20 protein-coding genes are annotated in these 17,932 nt (G+C 73.0%); 8 read left to right on the forward strand and 12 right to left on the reverse strand.

The window, feature by feature from the left end:
* The first annotated feature begins 23 nt into the window (after window positions 1–23).
* Window positions 24–1,157 (forward strand): Mrp/NBP35 family ATP-binding protein, encoded by a 1,134-nt coding sequence (locus ACIGA3_RS22780; protein ID WP_399718601.1) that lies wholly within the window; start codon window positions 24–26, stop codon window positions 1,155–1,157.
* 58 nt (window positions 1,158–1,215) lie between these two features.
* On the opposite strand, the gene ACIGA3_RS22785 is transcribed toward ACIGA3_RS22780, so the two are convergent.
* The 5 genes from ACIGA3_RS22785 to sigE form a co-directional block, all read right to left on the reverse strand.
* On the reverse strand, window positions 1,216–1,887 hold the full coding sequence (locus ACIGA3_RS22785; protein WP_399718604.1) for a hypothetical protein: 672 nt from the start codon (window positions 1,885–1,887) through the stop codon (window positions 1,216–1,218).
* Window positions 1,888–2,175: 288 nt separating this feature from the next.
* Window positions 2,176–2,634 carry a sec-independent translocase gene (locus ACIGA3_RS22790; protein ID WP_399718607.1) on the reverse strand — a complete coding sequence of 153 codons (459 nt, stop codon included), beginning with the start codon at window positions 2,632–2,634 and terminating at the stop codon, window positions 2,176–2,178.
* A gap of 84 nt (window positions 2,635–2,718) precedes the next feature.
* The gene (locus tag ACIGA3_RS22795; protein WP_399718610.1) at window positions 2,719–4,353 is read right to left on the reverse strand and encodes a trypsin-like peptidase domain-containing protein; all 1,635 of its coding nucleotides are present in this window, start codon (window positions 4,351–4,353) and stop codon (window positions 2,719–2,721) included.
* A 70-nt stretch (window positions 4,354–4,423) separates the two neighbouring features.
* Window positions 4,424–5,341 (reverse strand): anti-sigma factor family protein, encoded by a 918-nt coding sequence (locus ACIGA3_RS22800; protein WP_399718613.1) that lies wholly within the window; start codon window positions 5,339–5,341, stop codon window positions 4,424–4,426.
* The gene (gene sigE / locus ACIGA3_RS22805) at window positions 5,338–6,120 is read right to left on the reverse strand and encodes an RNA polymerase sigma factor SigE (RefSeq protein ID WP_399718616.1); all 783 of its coding nucleotides are present in this window, start codon (window positions 6,118–6,120) and stop codon (window positions 5,338–5,340) included. Before sigE ends, ACIGA3_RS22800 begins: the two co-directional genes overlap by 4 nt.
* Window positions 6,121–6,277: 157 nt before the next feature.
* Between sigE and ACIGA3_RS22810 the strand changes: the two genes are divergently transcribed.
* Window positions 6,278–6,991 (forward strand): O-methyltransferase, encoded by a 714-nt coding sequence (locus ACIGA3_RS22810; protein ID WP_161149001.1) that lies wholly within the window; start codon window positions 6,278–6,280, stop codon window positions 6,989–6,991.
* A gap of 142 nt (window positions 6,992–7,133) precedes the next feature.
* Here the strand turns inward: ACIGA3_RS22810 and ACIGA3_RS22815 are convergent, their stop codons facing one another.
* Window positions 7,134–7,301, reverse strand: a complete 168-nt coding sequence (locus tag ACIGA3_RS22815; RefSeq protein ID WP_018544333.1) for a DUF3117 domain-containing protein — start codon at window positions 7,299–7,301, stop codon at window positions 7,134–7,136.
* Window positions 7,302–7,675: 374 nt separating this feature from the next.
* Here ACIGA3_RS22815 and ACIGA3_RS22820 point away from each other — a divergent pair, with 374 nt between their 5' ends.
* Window positions 7,676–8,482 (forward strand): enoyl-CoA hydratase/isomerase family protein, encoded by an 807-nt coding sequence (locus ACIGA3_RS22820; protein ID WP_399718618.1) that lies wholly within the window; start codon window positions 7,676–7,678, stop codon window positions 8,480–8,482.
* A 56-nt stretch (window positions 8,483–8,538) separates the two neighbouring features.
* Here ACIGA3_RS22820 and ACIGA3_RS22825 read toward each other — a convergent pair whose 3' ends face one another.
* On the reverse strand, window positions 8,539–9,135 hold the full coding sequence (locus ACIGA3_RS22825; RefSeq protein WP_399718621.1) for a DNA-3-methyladenine glycosylase I: 597 nt from the start codon (window positions 9,133–9,135) through the stop codon (window positions 8,539–8,541).
* The gene (locus tag ACIGA3_RS22830) at window positions 9,132–9,479 is read right to left on the reverse strand and encodes a DivIVA domain-containing protein (protein ID WP_399718624.1); all 348 of its coding nucleotides are present in this window, start codon (window positions 9,477–9,479) and stop codon (window positions 9,132–9,134) included. The genes ACIGA3_RS22825 and ACIGA3_RS22830 overlap by 4 nt, the downstream gene beginning before the upstream one ends.
* A 155-nt stretch (window positions 9,480–9,634) precedes the next feature.
* On the opposite strand from ACIGA3_RS22830, the gene folP reads away from it, so the two are divergent.
* A complete protein-coding gene (gene folP / locus ACIGA3_RS22835) occupies window positions 9,635–10,495 on the forward strand; it encodes a dihydropteroate synthase (protein WP_399718626.1) in 861 nt (286 codons plus the stop codon).
* 108 nt (window positions 10,496–10,603) lie between these two features.
* On the opposite strand, the gene ACIGA3_RS22840 is transcribed toward folP, so the two are convergent.
* Together ACIGA3_RS22840 and dapE are read right to left on the reverse strand one after the other, a co-directional pair.
* A complete protein-coding gene (locus ACIGA3_RS22840; protein ID WP_399718629.1) occupies window positions 10,604–11,362 on the reverse strand; it encodes a TIGR00730 family Rossman fold protein in 759 nt (252 codons plus the stop codon).
* A 106-nt stretch (window positions 11,363–11,468) separates the two neighbouring features.
* Window positions 11,469–12,548 (reverse strand): succinyl-diaminopimelate desuccinylase, encoded by a 1,080-nt coding sequence (gene dapE, locus ACIGA3_RS22845; protein WP_399718631.1) that lies wholly within the window; start codon window positions 12,546–12,548, stop codon window positions 11,469–11,471.
* A gap of 146 nt (window positions 12,549–12,694) precedes the next feature.
* Here dapE and ACIGA3_RS22850 point away from each other — a divergent pair, with 146 nt between their 5' ends.
* Window positions 12,695–13,663 (forward strand): heavy metal transporter, encoded by a 969-nt coding sequence (locus ACIGA3_RS22850; protein ID WP_399718634.1) that lies wholly within the window; start codon window positions 12,695–12,697, stop codon window positions 13,661–13,663.
* 316 nt (window positions 13,664–13,979) lie between these two features.
* A complete protein-coding gene (locus tag ACIGA3_RS22855; protein ID WP_376117765.1) occupies window positions 13,980–14,267 on the forward strand; it encodes a hypothetical protein in 288 nt (95 codons plus the stop codon).
* A gap of 54 nt (window positions 14,268–14,321) precedes the next feature.
* Here ACIGA3_RS22855 and ACIGA3_RS22860 read toward each other — a convergent pair whose 3' ends face one another.
* Window positions 14,322–15,419, reverse strand: coding sequence for a bifunctional succinyldiaminopimelate transaminase/glutamate-prephenate aminotransferase (locus ACIGA3_RS22860; RefSeq protein WP_399718637.1), 1,098 nt, complete (start codon window positions 15,417–15,419; stop codon window positions 14,322–14,324).
* A 134-nt stretch (window positions 15,420–15,553) separates the two neighbouring features.
* Complete coding sequence (fdxA, locus tag ACIGA3_RS22865) at window positions 15,554–15,874, reverse strand: ferredoxin (protein ID WP_018561461.1); 321 nt, start codon at window positions 15,872–15,874, stop codon at window positions 15,554–15,556.
* Window positions 15,875–16,014: 140 nt separating this feature from the next.
* On the opposite strand from fdxA, the gene ACIGA3_RS22870 reads away from it, so the two are divergent.
* Together ACIGA3_RS22870 and ACIGA3_RS22875 are read left to right on the forward strand one after the other, a co-directional pair.
* Entirely contained in the window at window positions 16,015–17,034 is a 1,020-nt protein-coding gene (locus ACIGA3_RS22870; protein WP_399718639.1) for a GNAT family N-acetyltransferase, read from the forward strand.
* Window positions 17,035–17,043: 9 nt separating this feature from the next.
* Window positions 17,044–17,928 (forward strand): tetratricopeptide repeat protein, encoded by an 885-nt coding sequence (locus ACIGA3_RS22875; protein WP_399718641.1) that lies wholly within the window; start codon window positions 17,044–17,046, stop codon window positions 17,926–17,928.
* The last annotated feature ends 4 nt before the right edge of the window (window positions 17,929–17,932 follow it).

Consider the following 17,932-nt stretch of genomic DNA (forward strand, 5'->3'; position numbering starts at 1 on the left):
CGGCAGCGCCGTACCATCGTCCTATGGCTACGGAAGACGCGGTGCGCGAGGCGCTGTCGACGGTGAACGACCCCGAGATCAACCGACCCATCACCGAACTCGGGATGGTCAAATCGGTGGAGATCGGTGCGGACGGAGCGGTCGCGGTCACGGTCTATCTGACGGTCTCCGGCTGCCCGATGCGCGAGACGATCACCCAGCGGGTGACCGACGCGGTCTCCGGCGTCGAGGGCGTCACCCGGGTCGACGTCACGCTGGACGTGATGAGCGACGAGCAGCGCAAGGAGCTGGCCAGCGCGCTGCGCGGCGGGCAGGCCGAGCGTGAGGTCCCGTTCGCCAAGCCCGGCAGCCTCACCCGCGTCTACGCGGTCGCCTCCGGCAAGGGCGGCGTCGGCAAGTCCTCGGTGACGGTGAACCTGGCGGCCGCGATGGCCGCGGACGGCCTGAAGGTCGGTGTCGTGGACGCCGACATCTACGGGCACAGCGTGCCGCGCATGCTGGGCGCGGACGGCAAGCCCACCCAGGTCGAGAACATGATCATGCCGCCGTCGGCGAACGGCGTGAAGGTCATCTCCATCGGCATGTTCACCCCCGGCAACGCCCCGGTCGTCTGGCGCGGCCCGATGCTGCACCGGGCGCTCCAGCAGTTCCTGGCGGACGTGTACTGGGGCGACCTGGACGTGCTGCTGCTGGACCTGCCGCCGGGCACCGGTGACATCGCCATCTCGGTGGCGCAGCTGATCCCCAACGCGGAGATCCTGATCGTCACCACCCCGCAGCAGGCGGCGGCGGAGGTCGCCGAGCGCGCGGGCTCCATCGCGGTGCAGACCCACCAGAAGATCGTCGGCGTGGTCGAGAACATGTCCGGGCTGCCCTGCCCGCACTGCGACGAGATGGTGGACATCTTCGGCACCGGCGGCGGCCAGCTCGTCGCGGACGGCCTGACCCGCACCACGGGCGCCACGGTCCCGGTGCTCGGCAGCATCCCGATCGACGTGCGGCTGCGCGAGGGCGGCGACAACGGCAAGCCGGTCGTGCTGACCGACCCGGACTCCCCGGCGGGCTCGGCCCTGCGTGCCATCGCGGGCAAGCTGGGCGGCCGTCAGCGCGGCCTGTCGGGGCTGTCGCTGGGAATCACCCCGCGCAACAAGTTCTGAGCCCGGGTACGACGAGAGGGGGCGCCGGCGGATTCGCCGGCGCCCCCTCTCGCGTGTCTCAGGCGTAGGCGCCGATGTCCTTGACGACGGCGAAGCCAAGACCGTAGGCGCTCATGCCCCGGCCGTACGCGCCGACATGGACGCCCGCCTCGGTGGCACCGGCGAGCACCCAGCCGAACTCCGACTCCCGGTAGTGGAAGGGCGTCGCCACGCCGTCCACGGGCAGGGAGAGCCTGGACCACTCGGCGCCGTCGAGGTCGTCGGCCAGCGCCCACGCGGTCTCGGTCTGCTGGTCCAGCCAGTCGTCGCGCAGGGTGTGGTCCATCTGGCCCGGCCAGGTGACGGACAGCAGCCCCACCCCGGCCAGCCAGGCCGCCGAGGAGACCGAGGTGGCCTCCAGCAGCCCGGTGCCGTCCGCGCTGCGGCGGGAGGGGTTCGCCGGCACGGTGACGACGACGGCGAACTTCTCCCTCGGCTCGTCCGAGGAGTTCGCGCTGTGCTCGCCCCGCACGGAGGGCTCGTCGCCGTGCCCGATCGAACCGTGCTCCACCGCTCCGTCGGCCGCCAGGCCGACCTGGAGCAGCCAGCGGGGGCCCGTGAACGCCTCGTCGAGGCCGTACCAGGGGAAAGGCGCCCGCAGATAGCCGTCGACCGTCCGGCCGCCGAGGTGGCCGCGCCGGCCGCTCTCGTTGGCCGGCGTCTGCGCGCTTACCCGACTTGTGGTCTCCATCTGCCCGGACGCCTCCTCGTTCTCGTCGGACCGGGGCAAGGCCCGCCCCCCTTCGGGCGTACGCGCCCGGTCCGCACAACAACTCGGCAGCATATCCACACCGCTGAGGGCAGCCGGGAAGGCGGCGGGCGCGTGGGGCGCCGGGGACGGCCGATCACGCGATGTTCGGCAGGTACGCGCGACGAAACCCGCCCAGTGAGGCGGGTTTCGGGGCGTGTCGTGATCTGTGGCCGCTGCCGGAGCGCGGCGGGGCCGACCGGGTGACGCGGAGGCTGTCCGGTACGGGCGTCAGGTGGCGTCGGCGTCGAAGGGCGGGCGCTCGTCCTTCGGCGGCTCGGGCTTCTTGGTCATGTCGACCCGGCCGCCGGACGCGGCGGGAGCGGACGGGGCCGAGGAGGTCGGCCCGGGCAGGGCCGGCGCGGTGTCGTGGCCGTTCACGGAGTCCGTCAGCTCGGCCATCTCGCGCTTCAGGTCGAAGGTGCTGCGGATGTCCTTGAGCCCCAGCTCGTCGTTGTCGAGCTGCTTGCGCAGGAATGCCTTGGGGTTGAGGTCCTCGAACTCGAAGTCCTTGAACTCCGGGCCCAGCTCGCTGCGGATGTCGTGCTTGGCGTTGTCCGAGAACTCCCGGATCTTCCGCAGCGTGCGCGTCACGTCCTGGATGAACTTGGGGAGCTTGTCCGGACCGAAGACGAGCACGGCGAGGACGATGAGCGTGACCAGCTCAAGCGGCCCTATGTCATTGAACACCTGAAAGCTCCTTGCGTGTCCTCGGTCGCTCAACGGTACCCGGCACACCCGCGGGACCGGTACCGCCCCGAGGTGAGACTTGCGTCAGTTCTGTCCGGACGCCCCCAGCTTCAGCGTGACGGTCCGCTCGGCACCGGCCCGCCCGACGGTGAGGCGGAGCCGGTCGCCCGGGCGGTGGGCGCGGATCTTGACGATGAGTTCCTCGCCCGAGTGCACGGGATGCCCGTCGACTCCGGTGATCAGGTCACCCGGCTTCAGCCCGGCCCGGTCGCCGGGGCCGCCCTCGAGCACCGCGGAGCCACCCGCACCGCCCTTGGCGTCGATACGGGCGCCGTCACCCGCGTAGTCCATGTCGAGGGTCACGCCGATCACGGGGTGGGTGGCGTGCCCGGTGTCGATCAATTCCTCGGCGACCCGGCGGGCCTGGTTGACGGGGATGGCGAAGCCGAGGCCGACGGAGCCGGACTGGCCCTCGGTGGAGTCGGCGTCCCGGCCGGCGGAGCGGATGGCGGAGTTGATGCCGATCACGCGCGCGTGGGAGTCGAGGAGGGGGCCGCCGGAGTTGCCGGGGTTGATCGGCGCGTCGGTCTGGAGCGCGTCGACATAGCTGACGTCGGTGCCGTCGCCCTTCTCGCCGCCCGCCGTGATGGGGCGGTCCTTGGCGCTGACGATGCCCGAGGTGACGGTGTTGGCCAGGTCGAAGGGGGCGCCGATGGCCACGACCGGGTCGCCGACCCGTACGCCGTCGGAGTTCCCGAGGGGCAGTGGGGTGAGGCCCTGGACTCCCTCGACCTGGACGACGGCCAGGTCGTAGCCGCTGTCCCGGCCGACGACCTCGGCCTCGGCGGTGTCGCCGCTGCTGAAGGTCACGGTGATGTCGCCGCCTCCGGAGGCGGGGGCGACGACGTGGTTGTTGGTGAGGATGTGCCCCCGGCCGTCGAGCACGAAGCCGGTGCCGGTGCCCGCCTCGTCCGCGCCCCGCACATGCAGCGTGACCACGCCGGGCAGCGCGCGGGCGGCTATCCCGGCCACGCTGTCCCTCGCCCGTCCGTCGGGCACGGCCCCGGCCTGCGGCAGCCGCACCTTGGTGGTCCCCTCCCGCTCGATCCAGGCCCCGGTGAACCCCCCGATCCCGCCCGCCAGGAGCGAGATGCCCAGGAAAGCGGCGGCAAGAGTCCCCGAGGCACGCCGCTTGCGCTGCTTCTCGGTGAGGGCGAGGGGGGCGCCCGTGTTCTGGAGGGGTGCGACCTGCTGGGAGGGGGGCGCGGGGTTCCAGGGGTCGTAGCGGGGAGTGGGAGGCGCGGCGGGGGTCTGCTGGAGTGCCGGGTCGGGGGCGGCTTCCGGGGACTGGGCGGGGGCCGGGACGGTGGGCTCCGCCGGGGCGGGCGGTACGGCTCCGGACGGGCTCGGCGGGGCCGGTACGGGCGCCTCCGTGAGGGGCGTGCCGTGGGCCGGGGTCGCCATGGGGTGCTGGACGGGCGGCGCGGGGGCCCAGGGGCCCGGCCCGCCGTAGGGAGGGGTGCTGTAGGGGTCGGGGTCGTGCAGCGGCTTGGAGCGGCCGGTGGCGGCTTCGTCCGTACGCGGGTCGGCTGGACGGGCGTCGGCGACACCGCCCGCCTCGGGCCCGGTCACGTCGGCGGCAGCCGTCGGCCTGGCCAGTTCGAAGTCGCCGTCGGTCCCGGCCGGGGACGGGTCCGGCGTCGGGTTCCCCTCGTTCATGCTCTCCCCAGTCGCGTGTGTCGCGGCCGTGCGGGCACGACCTCACAGGATTCAACCAGGGATCGGCCTGTCAGGGGGCCGAGGCGGAGGGGGAGTTCGTCGGCGCGGCCGCCGCGGTGGTCTCGGCGGCCGGTGGCGCGAGGGGCCAGGAGTCCAGGGAGAAGGGGGTGGTCTCGCCGAGCGGGCGTATGAGCGGGGAGACGGCGGCCGCACCGGCCATCACCGGCATGGCCAGGTCCCGCGCGGTGTCCTGCACCGTTGCGTCGACCGGGGCCGGAATGCCCGGCAGCAGGGGCGCCGAGGCGGAGACCGGAGCCGCCGGGGTGCGGTTGACCGCACCGCCGCCCTGCGCGAGCAGCGGGGAGGCCGAACGGCGGCGCTGGGTGTCGGGGGCGGCCGTGCCGGTGGCGGTGCCCGTGCCCGTGCCCGCCGAGCGGGACGGCGCGACATTGCTCCCGGCGCCGGAGCCGCCGCGGGCGTCGGCGGTGAGGTCGCCCGGCAGGGCGGTGGTGACTCCGCCGAGGGCGACGGCCGCGAGGGACACCGCTCCGGCGGCCGCGGCCGCGAACCGCAGCCCGCGCGAGGAGGGGCGGTCGGCGACGGGGTGGATACGGAAGCCGCGCTGCTCGGGGGCGTGCGCGGAGGCGGCCGGGACATGGCCGAACGCGAACCGCTCGCCGTCGCGCACGCCGAAGACGCCGTCGCCGGAGCCGCGCCCGAAGGGGCCGTCGGCGTCGCCGCCGGGGAGGCCCTGGAGGCGGGCGAGGAAGGACTCGGAGGGCGGGGGCGGGGCGGCCTCCGCGAACACGTTCTTCAGCCGCCGCTGCGCGTCCGCCTCGGCCCGGCACCGGCAGCAGGTGGCCAGGTGGGCGAGGACGCGGTCGCGCGACTCATGACCCAGTTCTCCGTCCACCAGGGCGGAGAGCCGGTCTCCCAGATGCTGTTCCGCGAGGTGGGTCTCCGCGGGGTTCGGTCCGGTTCCACTCACGCGGGCGAGCCCCCTCCCCCCAGCGCGGGCACCCGGGGCATGAACGAACGGCGTTCGGCCTTGCGGGCCTCGGGAGAACGGTGGGCGAGGGCCTTGCGGAGCTGCGAACGGCCCCGGTGGATACGGGAGCGGACGGTGCCGAGCTTGACGCCGAGGGTCGCGGCGATCTCCTCGTACGACAGCCCCTCGATGTCGCACAGCACCACGGCGGCGCGGAACTCGGGGGCGAGGGTGTCCAGGGCCTGCTGGACGTCGGCGTCGAAGTGGGCGTCGTTGAAGACCTGCTGCGGGGACGGCTCGCGGCTGGGCAGGCGCTCGGCCGCGTCGTCGCCCAGGGCGTCGAAGCGGATGCGCTGCTTGCGCCGGACCATGTCCAGGAACAGGTTGGTGGTGATGCGGTGCAGCCAGCCCTCGAAGGTGCCCGGTGAGTACGTCGACAGCGAGCGGAAGACGCGGACGAAGACCTCCTGGGTGAGGTCCTCGGCGTCGTGCTGGTTGCCCGTCAGGCGGTAGGCGAGGCGGTAGACGCGGCCGCTGTGGGTGCTGACGATCTCCTCCCAGGTGGGCGGAGTCCACGCCTGCCCGTCCGCGTCGGTGGCGAAGGTCGCGGTCTGGGCCTCGCCTGCGGCGGGAGCGGTGGCGTGGTGGTCAGCAGCGGTGTCGGTCACGGATTTCGGCCTGCCCGACCCGAGAAAGCGCCGCAGCACTCCTCCTCGGTCCTCGGGTGCGGCCGCACCTCCCCTGTCGGCTCTGGTGGTGTCCAGTGGAGCCCCTACCATAGCCACCTCGCCCGTTAGCTCCGGATAAGCGGTTTTACGAAAATTTGACACGCGCTGAGCCGGCTCATCCGCCCGCGTCAGCTTGTGCTCCACACCCTGCGTCACCCCTTACCCCCCGTCCTGTGCCCACCGCGCCGCCCGGCGTCGGCTCTCCCCTGTGAACGCTCGGTCCCATCAGCGGGTTCCCGGCGCAACGGATACAGTCACGCCGAGGCAATCACGGGGACAGGAGAGGGTCATTACCGGCAACCGGCAGACGAGCTGGGCGTTCGCCGACGCCTTTGTCGCCGAGGACGAAGCACTGCGCTGGGCCCGTGACCGTGCCCGCGACGCGGGGCTGCGCTCGGTGGCGCCCAGCACGGGCGCCGCGCTGCGACTGCTCGCCGCCTCCGTGGACGCCAAGGCGGTCGCGGAGATCGGTACCGGCTGCGGGGTGTCCGGAATCCATCTGCTGCACGGAATGCGCCCCGACGGCGTGCTGACTACCGTCGATCCGGAGCCGGAGCACCAGCAGTTCGCCCGGCAGGCGTTCCGCGCCTGTGGCTTCGCCAGCAACCGGGCCCGCTTCATCCCGGGCCCCGCCCTCGACGTACTCCCCCGGCTCGCGGACTCCGGCTACGACCTCGTCTTCTGCGACGGCGACCGGCTGGAGTACTCCGACTACCTCGCTGAATCGTTGCGTCTGCTGCGGCCGGGCGGGCTGGTGGTCTTCGAGGGCGTCTTCGCCAGCGGCCGCACGGTCGACTCCGGCCCGCAGCCCACCGAGGTGGTCCGGCTGCGCGAGCTGCTGCGCACGGTGCGCGAGAGCCCGGAGCTGGTGACCTCGCTGCTGCCGGTCGGCGACGGCCTGCTCTGCGCCGTCAAGCGCTGAGCCCGTACGCCCGCGAGCCGAGCCCGTACCCCCGGCCCACCGGCCCACCGGCCCACCGGCCCACCGGAAAGATCACCGGACACGCGACTGCCCCGGCACCTCGCGGGTACCGGGGCAGTCGGGAGGAAAAGATCGCTGCGCGTCAGACGACGACCTTCTTCAGGGCGTCGCCGAGTGCCTCTGCCTCGTCGGGGGTCAGCTCGACGACGAGTCGACCGCCGCCCTCGAGCGGAACGCGCATGACGATGCCCCGCCCCTCCTTGGTCACCTCGAGCGGGCCATCACCCGTCCGCGGCTTCATGGCCGCCATGCTCGTACCCCTTCCTGAAACCAGGCTCATCGTCTGCCGACGACCCCACGAAGGGCACCCGCGGTCCAGGAGGGACACGCGACACCGGCATCGAACACATTGCTTCCAAGCCATTATCCCGCATCTCAGGACCCGATGACCAACATCGGTCCGCATCGCTTGGGCAACGCACGCGAGCAAAACCACTCAATTCGGGGATGTGCCTGCGATACTGCGCCACCCTCGGCACATCTACCGGCCGGCTTCGTGCCGCATTTGTTAGACGCAGGTCACACGTCCGGTGCGACTGCCGGGCCGAGATCTCCGCCATGCTGTCCCCGGACAACGGCGTACCGACCGGTACGTCATCAGCCGCGAAACGGAGGGGAAGCGCCATGGCCGACACCGTGCTCCACGAGGTGAACGACGGGCTCGCCACGATCACCCTGAACCGCCCGGAGGCGATGAACGCGCTGGACATCGCCACCAAGAACGCCCTGCGCGAGGCGGTCGAGGCCGCGGCGGCGGACGACGCGGTGCGGGCGATCCTGCTGACCGCGGCGGGCGAGCGGGCGTTCTGCGTGGGCCAGGACCTCAAGGAGCACATCGGGCTGCTCGCCGCCGACCGGCAGGGCGAGGGCGGCGGGAAGACGATGAGCACCGTCAAGGAGCACTACAACCCGATCGCGCGGGCGCTGGCCGGGGCGAAGAAGCCGGTGATCGCGGCGGTCAACGGCGTGGCGGCCGGGGCGGGCTTCGGCTTCGCACTCCTCGCGGACTACCGGCTGGTGGCGGACACGGCCGCGTTCAACACTTCTTTCGCGGGCGTGGCGCTCAGCGCGGACTCCGGCATCTCCTGGACGCTGCCCCGCGTGGTCGGCCCGAGCCGCGCCACCGACCTGCTGCTCTTCCCCCGCACCATCGACGCCCGCGAGGCGCTGGAGCTGGGCATCGCCAACCGGGTCGTCCCGGCCGCCGAGCTGCGCGCCGAGGCCGAGAAGGTGGCGCGGGCGCTGGCCGAGGGGCCGACCGTGGCGTACGCGGCGATCAAGGAGGCGGTGGCCTACGGGCTGACGCACTCGCTGGAGGAGTCGCTGGAGAAGGAGGACGAGCTCCAGGCCCGCGCGGGCGCCTCCGAGGACCACACCATCGCCGTGCAGGCGTTCGTGCAGAAGGAGAAGCCCACGTACCTGGGCCGCTGACCTCTCCGAACGGCCGGGCGGGGCAAGCCTGTTGGGCCCCGCGTCGGCCGGTCACCTCAGCCGCGGGCGCCGGCGCCCCGGCTGACGCAGGCTTCGAGGTGGTCGTCGACCAGGCCGCACGCCTGCATCAGCGCGTACGCCGTGGTGGGGCCGACGAACTTGAGGCCCCGCTTCTTCAGCGCCTTGGACAGCGCGGTGGACTCCGGGGTCACCGCGGCCACGTCGGCCAGCACCTTCGGCACGCTCCGCCCGGCCGGGTCGGGGGCGTGGGACCAGATCAGCTCGTCCAGCTCGCCCTCGGACCATCCGGCGAGCACGCGCGCGTTGGCGAGCGTGGCGTCGACCTTGGCGCGGTTGCGGATGATGCCGGGGTCGGCGAGAAGGCGCTCGCGGTCCTCGTCGGTGAAGGCGGCGACCTTCTCGATCCGGAAGTCGGCGAACGCGGCCCGGAAGGTGGGCCGGCGGCGCAGGATCGTGATCCAGGACAGGCCGGACTGGAACGCCTCCAGGCTGAGCCGCTCGAAGAGGGCGTCGTCGCCGTGCACCGGGCGGCCCCACTCGTCGTCGTGGTACGCGACGTAGTCCTCGGTGGAGAGCGCCCAGGGGCAGCGCAGCGCGCCGTCCGACCCGGCGAGGGCCTCCCCGGTGCTCATCGGCCGTCCTCCGCGCCGGGCTCGTCCGGCCGGGGGTGCGCGGCGCGGGCACCGGCGAGCGCGCTCTGGAGGTCCGCGATCCGGGCGTCCCGCTCGCCGAGCTCGGCGGCGAGGCGGCTGAGCGCGTCGTCGACGTCGGCCATGCGGTAGCCGCGCGCGGCGAGGGGGAAGCGCAGGCTCTCCACGTCGAGGCCGTGCAGCGGGCGGTCCGCGGGCAGCGGGTCCTGGAGCCGCTCGGGCGCGGCGTCCTGGAGCGGGGCGCTCTCGCCGCCGCCCACCACGGCGAGTGTCACCGCGCCGACCACGACGGCCAGTGCGAGGACCAGGAACAAGAACATCAGCATCGCCAGGGTTCCCCAAGCTCGATGTGCCGGACGCCGGCCCCTTCGGACCCCGCGTCCGGAAGCCGGATGTGTCTGGGTCCGATCGTGCCATGCGAGGCTGACAGTCCGGGCCTTGAGGCGCCGGACGTCCGAGGTACGAGGAGAGGTCACGAGGGATGCTCAGGCTGGGCAAGCGGGAATTCGGGGCGCGCGAACCGGTGATCATGGCGATCGTGAACCGGACCCCGGACTCCTTCTACGACCGTGGGGCGACGTTCGCCGACGACGCCGCCCTCGCGCGCGTGGAGCGGGCGGTGGCCGAGGGCGCGGCCATCGTCGACATCGGCGGGGTGAAGGCCGGGCCGGGCGAGGAGGTCACCGCCGAGGAGGAGGCCCGGCGCACGGTCGGCTTCGTGGCGGAGGTCCGGCGCCGCTTCCCCGATGTGATCATCAGCGTGGACACCTGGCGGGCCGAGGTCGGCGCGGCGGTGTGCGAGGCGGGCGCGGACCTGCTGAACGACGCGTGGGGCGGTGTGGACCCCGGCCTGGCGGAGGTCGCCGCGCGCTACGGGGTGGGCCTGGTGTGCACACACGCCGGCCGCGCCGAGCCCCGTACCCGCCCGCACCGGGTGGCCTACGACGACGTGATGGCGGACATCCTCGACGTGACCGTGGGGCTGGCGGAGCGGGCGGTGGCGCTGGGGGTGCCGCGCGAGTCGGTGCTGATCGATCCGGGGCACGACTTCAACAAGAACACCCGGCACAGCCTGGAGGCGACCCGGCGGCTGGACGAGATGGTGGCGACGGGCTGGCCGGTGCTGGTGTCGCTGTCCAACAAGGACTTCGTCGGGGAGACGCTGGACCGCCCGGTGAAGGAGCGGCTGATCGGCACGCTGGCGACCACGGCGGTGTCGGCGTGGCTCGGGGCGCAGGTGTACCGGGTGCACGAGGTCGCGGAGACCCGGCAGGTGCTGGAGATGGTGGCGTCGATCGCGGGCCACCGGCCCCCGGCGACGGCCCGGAGGGGTCTCGCCTGACAGGGGTTCCGCCTGACAGGGGTTCCGCCTGACAGGGGTTCCGCCTGACAGGGATTTCCCCTAGGGAGCGGCCGTCGGGGGCCGTCCCCTAGGGGAAACAGCCGGGCCTTACCGAGCCGCTTCCTTGGAGACCAGCACGACCGCCTCGTCCACGTCGTCCGTCACGTGGAACAGCAGCAGATCCTTCTCGTTCGCCTTGCCCTGGGCGACCAGCGTGCCCCGCAGCCAGTCCATCAGCCCGCCCCAGTACTCGCTGCCGAACAGCACGATCGGGAAGCGGGTCACCTTCTGGGTCTGCACCAGCGTGAGCGCCTCGAACAGCTCGTCCAGCGTGCCGAGCCCGCCGGGCAGGACGACGAAGCCCTGCGCGTACTTCACGAACATCATCTTGCGGACGAAGAAGTACCGGAAGTTGAGCCCGATGTCGACGTACTGGTTCAGCCCCTGCTCGAAGGGCAGCTCGATGCCGAGGCCGATCGAGAGGCCGCCCGCCTCCAGCGCGCCCTTGTTGGCCGCCTCCATGGCGCCGGGACCGCCGCCGGTGATCACCGCCCAGCCGGCCTCGACCAGTCCGCGCCCGAGCCGCACGCCCGCTTCGTACTCGGGCGAGTCCACCGGGGTCCGGGCCGAGCCGAACACGCTGATCGCGGGCGGGATCTCGGCGAGGGTGCCGAAGCCCTCGATGAACTCCGACTGGATGCGCAGCACCCGCCAGGGGTCGGTGTGCACCCAGTCGGTGGGGGCACGCTCGTCCAGCAGCCGCTGGTCCGTGGTGCTGGACTGGACCTGGCCCCGTCGCCGGAGCACCGGGCCGAGACGCTGCTCGTCCGGTGGGCGCTTCTTCCCCTCGGGGTTTCCGGTAGCCATGTGCGCTCCCTCCGCTTGCCGGTAGTTCGTCCTCAGCCTAGATCCGCATCCGTTACGGAGGGGGGACGTGAGCATGTCCGGAACGCGGCGCCGCGTGGTGCGGGCATCACGCGGTGAGCCAGGCGCGCAGCCGCTCCTCGCCCGCGAGGACCTTCGCCACCTCGACCCGCTCGTCCCGCTTGTGCGCCAGGTGGGGGTTGCCGGGGCCGTAGTTGACGGCCGGGATGCCGAGGGAGGCGAAGCGGGAGACGTCCGTCCAGCCGTACTTGGGCATCGGGGTGCCGCCGACCGCCTCGATGAAGGCCGCGGCGGCCGGGTGGGACAGGCCGGGCAGGGCGGCGCCGCTGTGGTCGTCGATCACGAACTCCTCCACCCCGCAGTCCGCGAACACCTCGCGGACGTGCGCGACGGCCTCCTCCTCGGTGCGGTCGGGGGCGTAGCGGAAGTTGACCGTGACCACGCACTCGTCCGGGATGACGTTGCCGGCCACTCCCCCGCCGACGCGGACCGCGTTCAGGCCCTCGCGGTACTCCAGTCCGTCGATCACCGGCCACCGGGGCTCGTAGGAGGCGAGGCGGGCGAGGATGGGGGCGGCGGCGTGGATGGCGTTGGAGCCCATCCAGCCGCGCGCGGAGTGGGCCCGCTCGCCCTTGGTCTTCAGCAGCACCCGGAGCGTGCCCTGGCAGCCGCCCTCGACCTGGCCGTCGGAGGGCTCCAGCAGGACCGCGAAGTCGCCCTGGAGCCACTCCGGGCGGGCCTCGGCGAGGTGCTTGAGGCCGTTCAGCTCGGCGGCGACCTCCTCGTTGTCGTAGAAGACGAAGCTCAGGTCGCGGTTGGGCTCGGGGACGGTGGCCGCGATGCGCAGCTGGACCGCGACGCCGGCCTTCATGTCGCAGGTGCCGCAGCCCCACAGCACGCCGTCCGCGTCGAGGCGGGAGGGGACGTTCTCCGCGATCGGGACGGTGTCGATGTGCCCGGCGAGGATGACGCGTTCCGTGCGGCCCAGCCGGGTGCGGGCGATCACGTTGTTGCCGAAGCGCTCCACCGTGAGGTGGGGCAAAGCGCGCAGGGCGGTCTCGATCGCGTCCGCGAGGGGCTTCTCCGTGCCGCTCTCCGACGGGATGTCCACGAGCCGGGCGGTCAGCTCGGCGGCGTCCAGCGTGAGGTCAAGGGTGGTGTCGGCCATGCTGGTGACCCTAACGCCCGCCCGGCCGGAGCCCGCCGCACCACCGGGCGCGGGCCCGCGGCGGGGGCGATCCCGGGCTCCAGTACCTTGTACGCGTGCCAGAGCCGTCCCCTCGCCCCCAGTCTCGCCCCAAGCGTCGCGGCCGTGTGTTCCGGATCGGTGCGGCCCTGCTCGTCCTCGCCGGTGTCGGCGCGTACCTCGTGGTGCAGTACGTCACCGGAGGCGTCGGCACGCGCGGCTGCACGGTGGTCTCCGCGCGGGACGACACCAAGTCGTACGAGTTCACGCCCGAGCAGGCCGTGAACGCGGCCACCATCGCGGCCGTCGGCACCGGGCGCGGCATGCCCGAGCGCGCGGTGACCATCGCGCTCGCCACCGCGCTCCAGGAGTCGGGGCTGCGCAACATCGAGCACGGGGACCGGGATTCGCTGGGCCTGTTCCAGCAGCGGCCCTCACAGGGCTGGGGCACCGAGCGGCAGATCATGGACCCGGCGTACTCGGCGGGCATCTTCTACGCGCACCTGGCCCGTGTGCCGGACTACTCCGGACTCCCGCTCACCGTCGCGGCGCAGAAGGTGCAGCGCAGCGGCTACCCGGAGGCGTACGCCAAGCACGAGCCGGACGCCGTGCTGCTGGCCGCCGCCCTCACCGGCCGCTCGGCGGCCACCCTGACCTGCGAGGGCCGCCCGTCGCGCACCGCCGAGGCGACCGGTCCGGACGCGGTACGGGCGGCGCTGGTACGGGACTTCGGGCGCGACGCGCTCCAGGAGACCGGCGCGGTGGTGGGCGGTACGGCCGTCCCCTCGCCCTCTCCCTCCCCCAGCGTGACCGCCACGGCGCACGGGCGGACGGTGACCGTGCCGGTGACGCGGGGCGCGAAGGGGGGCACGGCCGGGAGCACCGAGCGGGAGCGGGGCTGGCAGCTGGCGCAGTGGGCGGTGGCCAACTCCTCGGCGCTGCGCATCGCCCGGGTGGCGTACGAGGGACGGGAGTGGACCGCGTCCAACGGCGGCCACGACTGGCACTCCGTGCCGAAGAGCGGGGCGTCCGGGGCGGGCGGGGCCGAGCGGTCGGCGGGGTCCGTCCGGATCGTCACCGGGCCCACCAGGCCCTGAGATCCCTACCCCGAGGCCCCTCAAGGGGGTACCGGACAGCAGTGCGGGGGTGCCCCCGTAAGGGTTGCGGGGGCGTGCGCGGGGCGGTTTCCGGGACAGAGTGGGGCCGGGGGTCGGACGGCCATGGGAATCAAGGGACGTAAGGATTCTGCTGGCAGGGTTCTGGACGGTCTTTGCCCGTTTTTATCCACACCTGATAATGCGATGCGTTATCCAGTCTTTACCTTCCGCGTCCGCAACCTTCGGCGGGTTCGAGCGGTAGTCACGGCGTCCGGGCTCGGACACCACACCGTTCTCTCCTGTCGAATGGAGCATCATGTCCCTCCCCCTGACTCGTCGGATCGCCCGCGCCGCGCTGCTCGTCGCCGCGGGGGCGGCCGCCGGGGTCGGCGCCGCCGGCACCGCCGGTGCGGCCACCAACCAGCCCGCCGTGCCGGACCTCGGCGGGCTGACCAAGCTGGACGGCGCGACCCACGTGGACAAGACCGTGGGCGGGCTGGCGGGCAGCAAGGCCGTGAAGAAGGCCGTGCCGGCGCCTGCGGCGGGCAAGGCGGCGGGGAACGTCCTGGGCGGACTCCCGCTGAAGGGGCTCCCGCTGGGCTAGTCACCGCATGACGAAGGGGTCCAGGGCGCTGCCCTGGACCCCTTCGTCATGTACCTACGCGGTCAGACGCGCGACCGCTTCATCGATGCGCTCGTCCGTCGCCGTCAACGCCACGCGGACGAACTTCTCCCCCGCCTCGCCGTAGAAGTCACCCGGTGCCACGAGGATGCCGAGGCCGGCGAGGTGGGCGACGGTGTCCCAGCAGGACTCGTCCCGCGTGGACCAGAGGTAGAGGCTGGCCTCGCTGTGCTCGATACGGAAGCCGTGGGCCAGCAGGGCCGCGCGCAGCCGCTCACGGCGGCCGGCGTACCGCTCGCGCTGGAGGCGTACGTGCTCGTCGTCGCCGAGGGCGGCCACCACCGCGGCCTGGGTCGGCGCGGAGGTCATCATGCCGCCGTGCTTGCGGATCTCCAGCAGCGGCATCAGCACCGCCGGGTCACCCGCGAGGAAGGCCGCGCGGTAACCGGCCAGGTTGGACCGCTTGGAGAGGGAGTGGACGGCCACGATGCCGTCGTAGGAGCCGCCGTTGACGTCCGGGTGGAGGACCGAGACGGGTTCGGCCTCCCAGCCGAGTTCGAGGTAGCACTCGTCGGAGACGATCAGCACGCCGTGCTCGCGGGCCCAGGCGACGATCCCGGTCAGCTCCTCCTTGGAGAGGACCTTGCCGGTGGGGTTGGACGGCGAGTTGAGCCAGAGCAGCTTCAGGTTCGCGGGGTCCAGGTCGCGCGGGTCGTCGTAGACCTCGTAGTCGGCGCGGGCGAGGCGGGCGCCGACCTCGTAGGTCGGGTAGGCCAGGCGCGGGTAGGCCACCTTGTCGCCGGGGCCCAGGCCCAGCTGGGTCGGCAGCCAGGCGACCAGTTCCTTGGAGCCGACGATCGGCAGGACATGGCGGTGGGTGACGTCCCGGGCGCCGAGGCGGCGCTCCAGCCAGCCGGTGATCGCGTCGCGCAGCGCCGGGGTGCCCCAGACCGTCGGATAGCCCGGCGAGTCGGCCGCGTCGACCAGCGCCTTCTGGATCAGCTCGGGCACCGGGTCGACCGGAGTGCCGACCGACAGGTCGACGATGCCGCCGGGATGCGCGGCGGCGGTCTTCTTGTAGGGCTCCAGCTTGTCCCAGGGGAAGGCGGGGAGCCGGTCGGAGACTGCGGACACGGGACTTGCTCTCTTTCCTGGCTGAGGCACTGAGTACGGCAAACGCCTCGGTCCCGTACGGCGACGATCAAGACGATCGGGGCGTACGGGACCGAGGCGGCGCGCTCATGCGGGCCGCTGGACCGTCTGGACGGTCACTCGCCCTGCGGCGGCAACGCGGCGATGAAGGGGTGGTCGCGCTCGATCAGACCCAGCTTGCTGGCGCCGCCGGGGGAGCCCAGCTCGTCGAAGAACTCGACGTTCGCCTTGTAGTAGTCCTTCCACTCCTCCGGAGTGTCGTCCTCGTAGAAGATCGCCTCGACCGGGCAGACCGGCTCACAGGCTCCACAGTCGACGCATTCGTCCGGGTGGATGTACAAGGACCGCTGGCCCTCGTAGATGCAGTCGACCGGGCACTCCTCGATGCACGCCTTGTCCTTGACGTCGACACAAGGCTGCGCGATGACGTAGGTCACGCTGTCGTTCCTCCTCGATAGGGCGCCGGCGGGCCTCCTCAGGCTCCGCCGCCTGGCGCGCGGGAGCGCGGCGTCGTCGATGCCCGCACCTAGTATCTCCGTTCCGGAGCGTGATCCGAACAGGAGGGGTGGAGCGACCCGTGGAAATCTCGGTGACAGGACTGCTCAAGGTCCTCATCACCCCAGCAGACGTGGGCAAAAGGGTATCTGTACGGCAGTTGACGGGGTCGGGTGCGGCGGGCGAGAAGTTCACCGACACGGTAGGCGTTCTCACATCCTGGGACGACGACGGCGTGCTCATGATCACACGACGGGATGGCCGGGTGGTCAGGGTAGAGGCGTCGTCGCTGGTCGCGGGCAAGGTCGTCCCGTCCGCCCCGGCGCGTCGCCGTGGTCCGACGGCGGGGTACGAGGAGCTGGCGAAGGTCGCCGCGCGGGCATGGCGGCCGCTGGAGAGCGAGCGGCTCGGCGAGTGGGAGCTGCGGGCGGCGGGGGGCTTCACCCGGCGCGCCAACAGCGTGCTGCCGCTCGGTGAGCCGGGGCTTCCGCTCGACGCGGCCCTGACTTCCGTAAGAGGCTGGTACGGCGAGCGCGGACTGCCCGCCTACGTGCAGACCGCCACCGGTGCCGAGGGCACGCAGGAGCTGCTGTCGGCGGAGCTGGAGCGGCGCGGCTGGACGCGGGAGGTGACGGCGGAGCTGTGGACCGGGGCGCTGGCGCCGGTCGCGGACCGGGCCGAGGGTGCCGGTGTGCTGCTCTCCCGCGAGGCGGACGAGGCGTGGCTCGCGCGGTATCGGCGCGAGGGAGTGAGCGAGGTGGCCCTGCGGGTGCTCGGCAGCGGGCGGTCGGTGTGGTTCGCCCGCGTGCCCGGCGCGGCCGGCGAGCCGCCGGCGGCCGTCGGGCGGTGCGTGGTGGACGGCCGGTGGGCCGGGTTCGCCGCCGTCGAGGTCGATCCGGTCCGGCGGCGGCAGGGGCTGGCCACCGAGGTGATGGCGGCGCTGGCCCGCCGGGCGCTGGACGAGGGCGCCTCGGCGGCGTGGCTCCAGGTGGAGGAGGACAACGAGGGCGCGCGGCGGCTGTACGACGGGCTCGGCCTCGCCCCGCATCACGCGTACCACCATTACCGGGAGCCGGACGAGGCCGGCCCCGGGCGGTCGTAGGGGCCCGTCGTGAGCGCCCAGGAACCGGCCCGGCGGCCCGCTTTCCCGCCCCCGTACCCGCCTCCGGCGAAGCGGTCGGCGGAGCTGCGGCGGCGGTTCGCCGAGGAGGCGCGGTCGCAGTGGCCCGACCTGTCCGCGCTGTGCCTGCTGATCGGCGCGGAGGCGGACGGCTCGCTGGACGAGGCCGGGATCGACGCGGCCCAGATCGAGCTGGACGAACTCGCCGGGCGGCTGCCGTACCGGCCGGGCGGGCCGCTGGCGTGCGCGCGGGCGGTGGGCCGGCTCCTGGGCGGGACCCACGGGTTCTGCGGTACGGGCGGGGAGTACGAGCGGCTGGAGTCCTCGCTGCTGCACTCGGTGCTGCGGCGGCGGCGCGGGCTGCCGATCCTGCTGTCGGTGGTGTGGATGGAGGTCGCCCGGCGGGCGGGCGCCCCGGTGTACGGCGTGGCGCTGCCGGGTCACTTCGTGGTCGGCTTCGGCACGGCCGGCGACCGGGTGCTGGCGGACCCCTTCGACGGCGGCCGGGTCCTCAGCGGCATGGACACCGAGCTGCTGGTGGCCGGCGCCACGGGTGCGCCCCTGGAACCCTCGATGCTGGTCCCGGCGGCCCCTCTCCAGGTCATCCAGCGCATCCTGAACAACGTCCGCGCCTGGGCCACGGCCCGCCCCGAACGATCCGACGTGGCCCTGTCGGCCGTCGAGCTGGCCATGCTCCTCCCCTCCCGCCCGGCGCACCTGCGCTACGAACGCGCCCGCCTGCTGGTGCAGCGCGGCGAGTTCACCGAGGGCGCGGCGGAACTGGAGGCGTACGCGGAACTGGTCGCGGTGGTCGACCCGATGGCCGAGGAGAAGGCCCGCGCCCAGGCCCACGCGGCGAGAGCGCTGCTCAACTGACCGC

This window comes from Streptomyces sp. NPDC085596 (assembly GCF_044541565.1).
GTDB lineage: Bacteria > Actinomycetota > Actinomycetes > Streptomycetales > Streptomycetaceae > Streptomyces.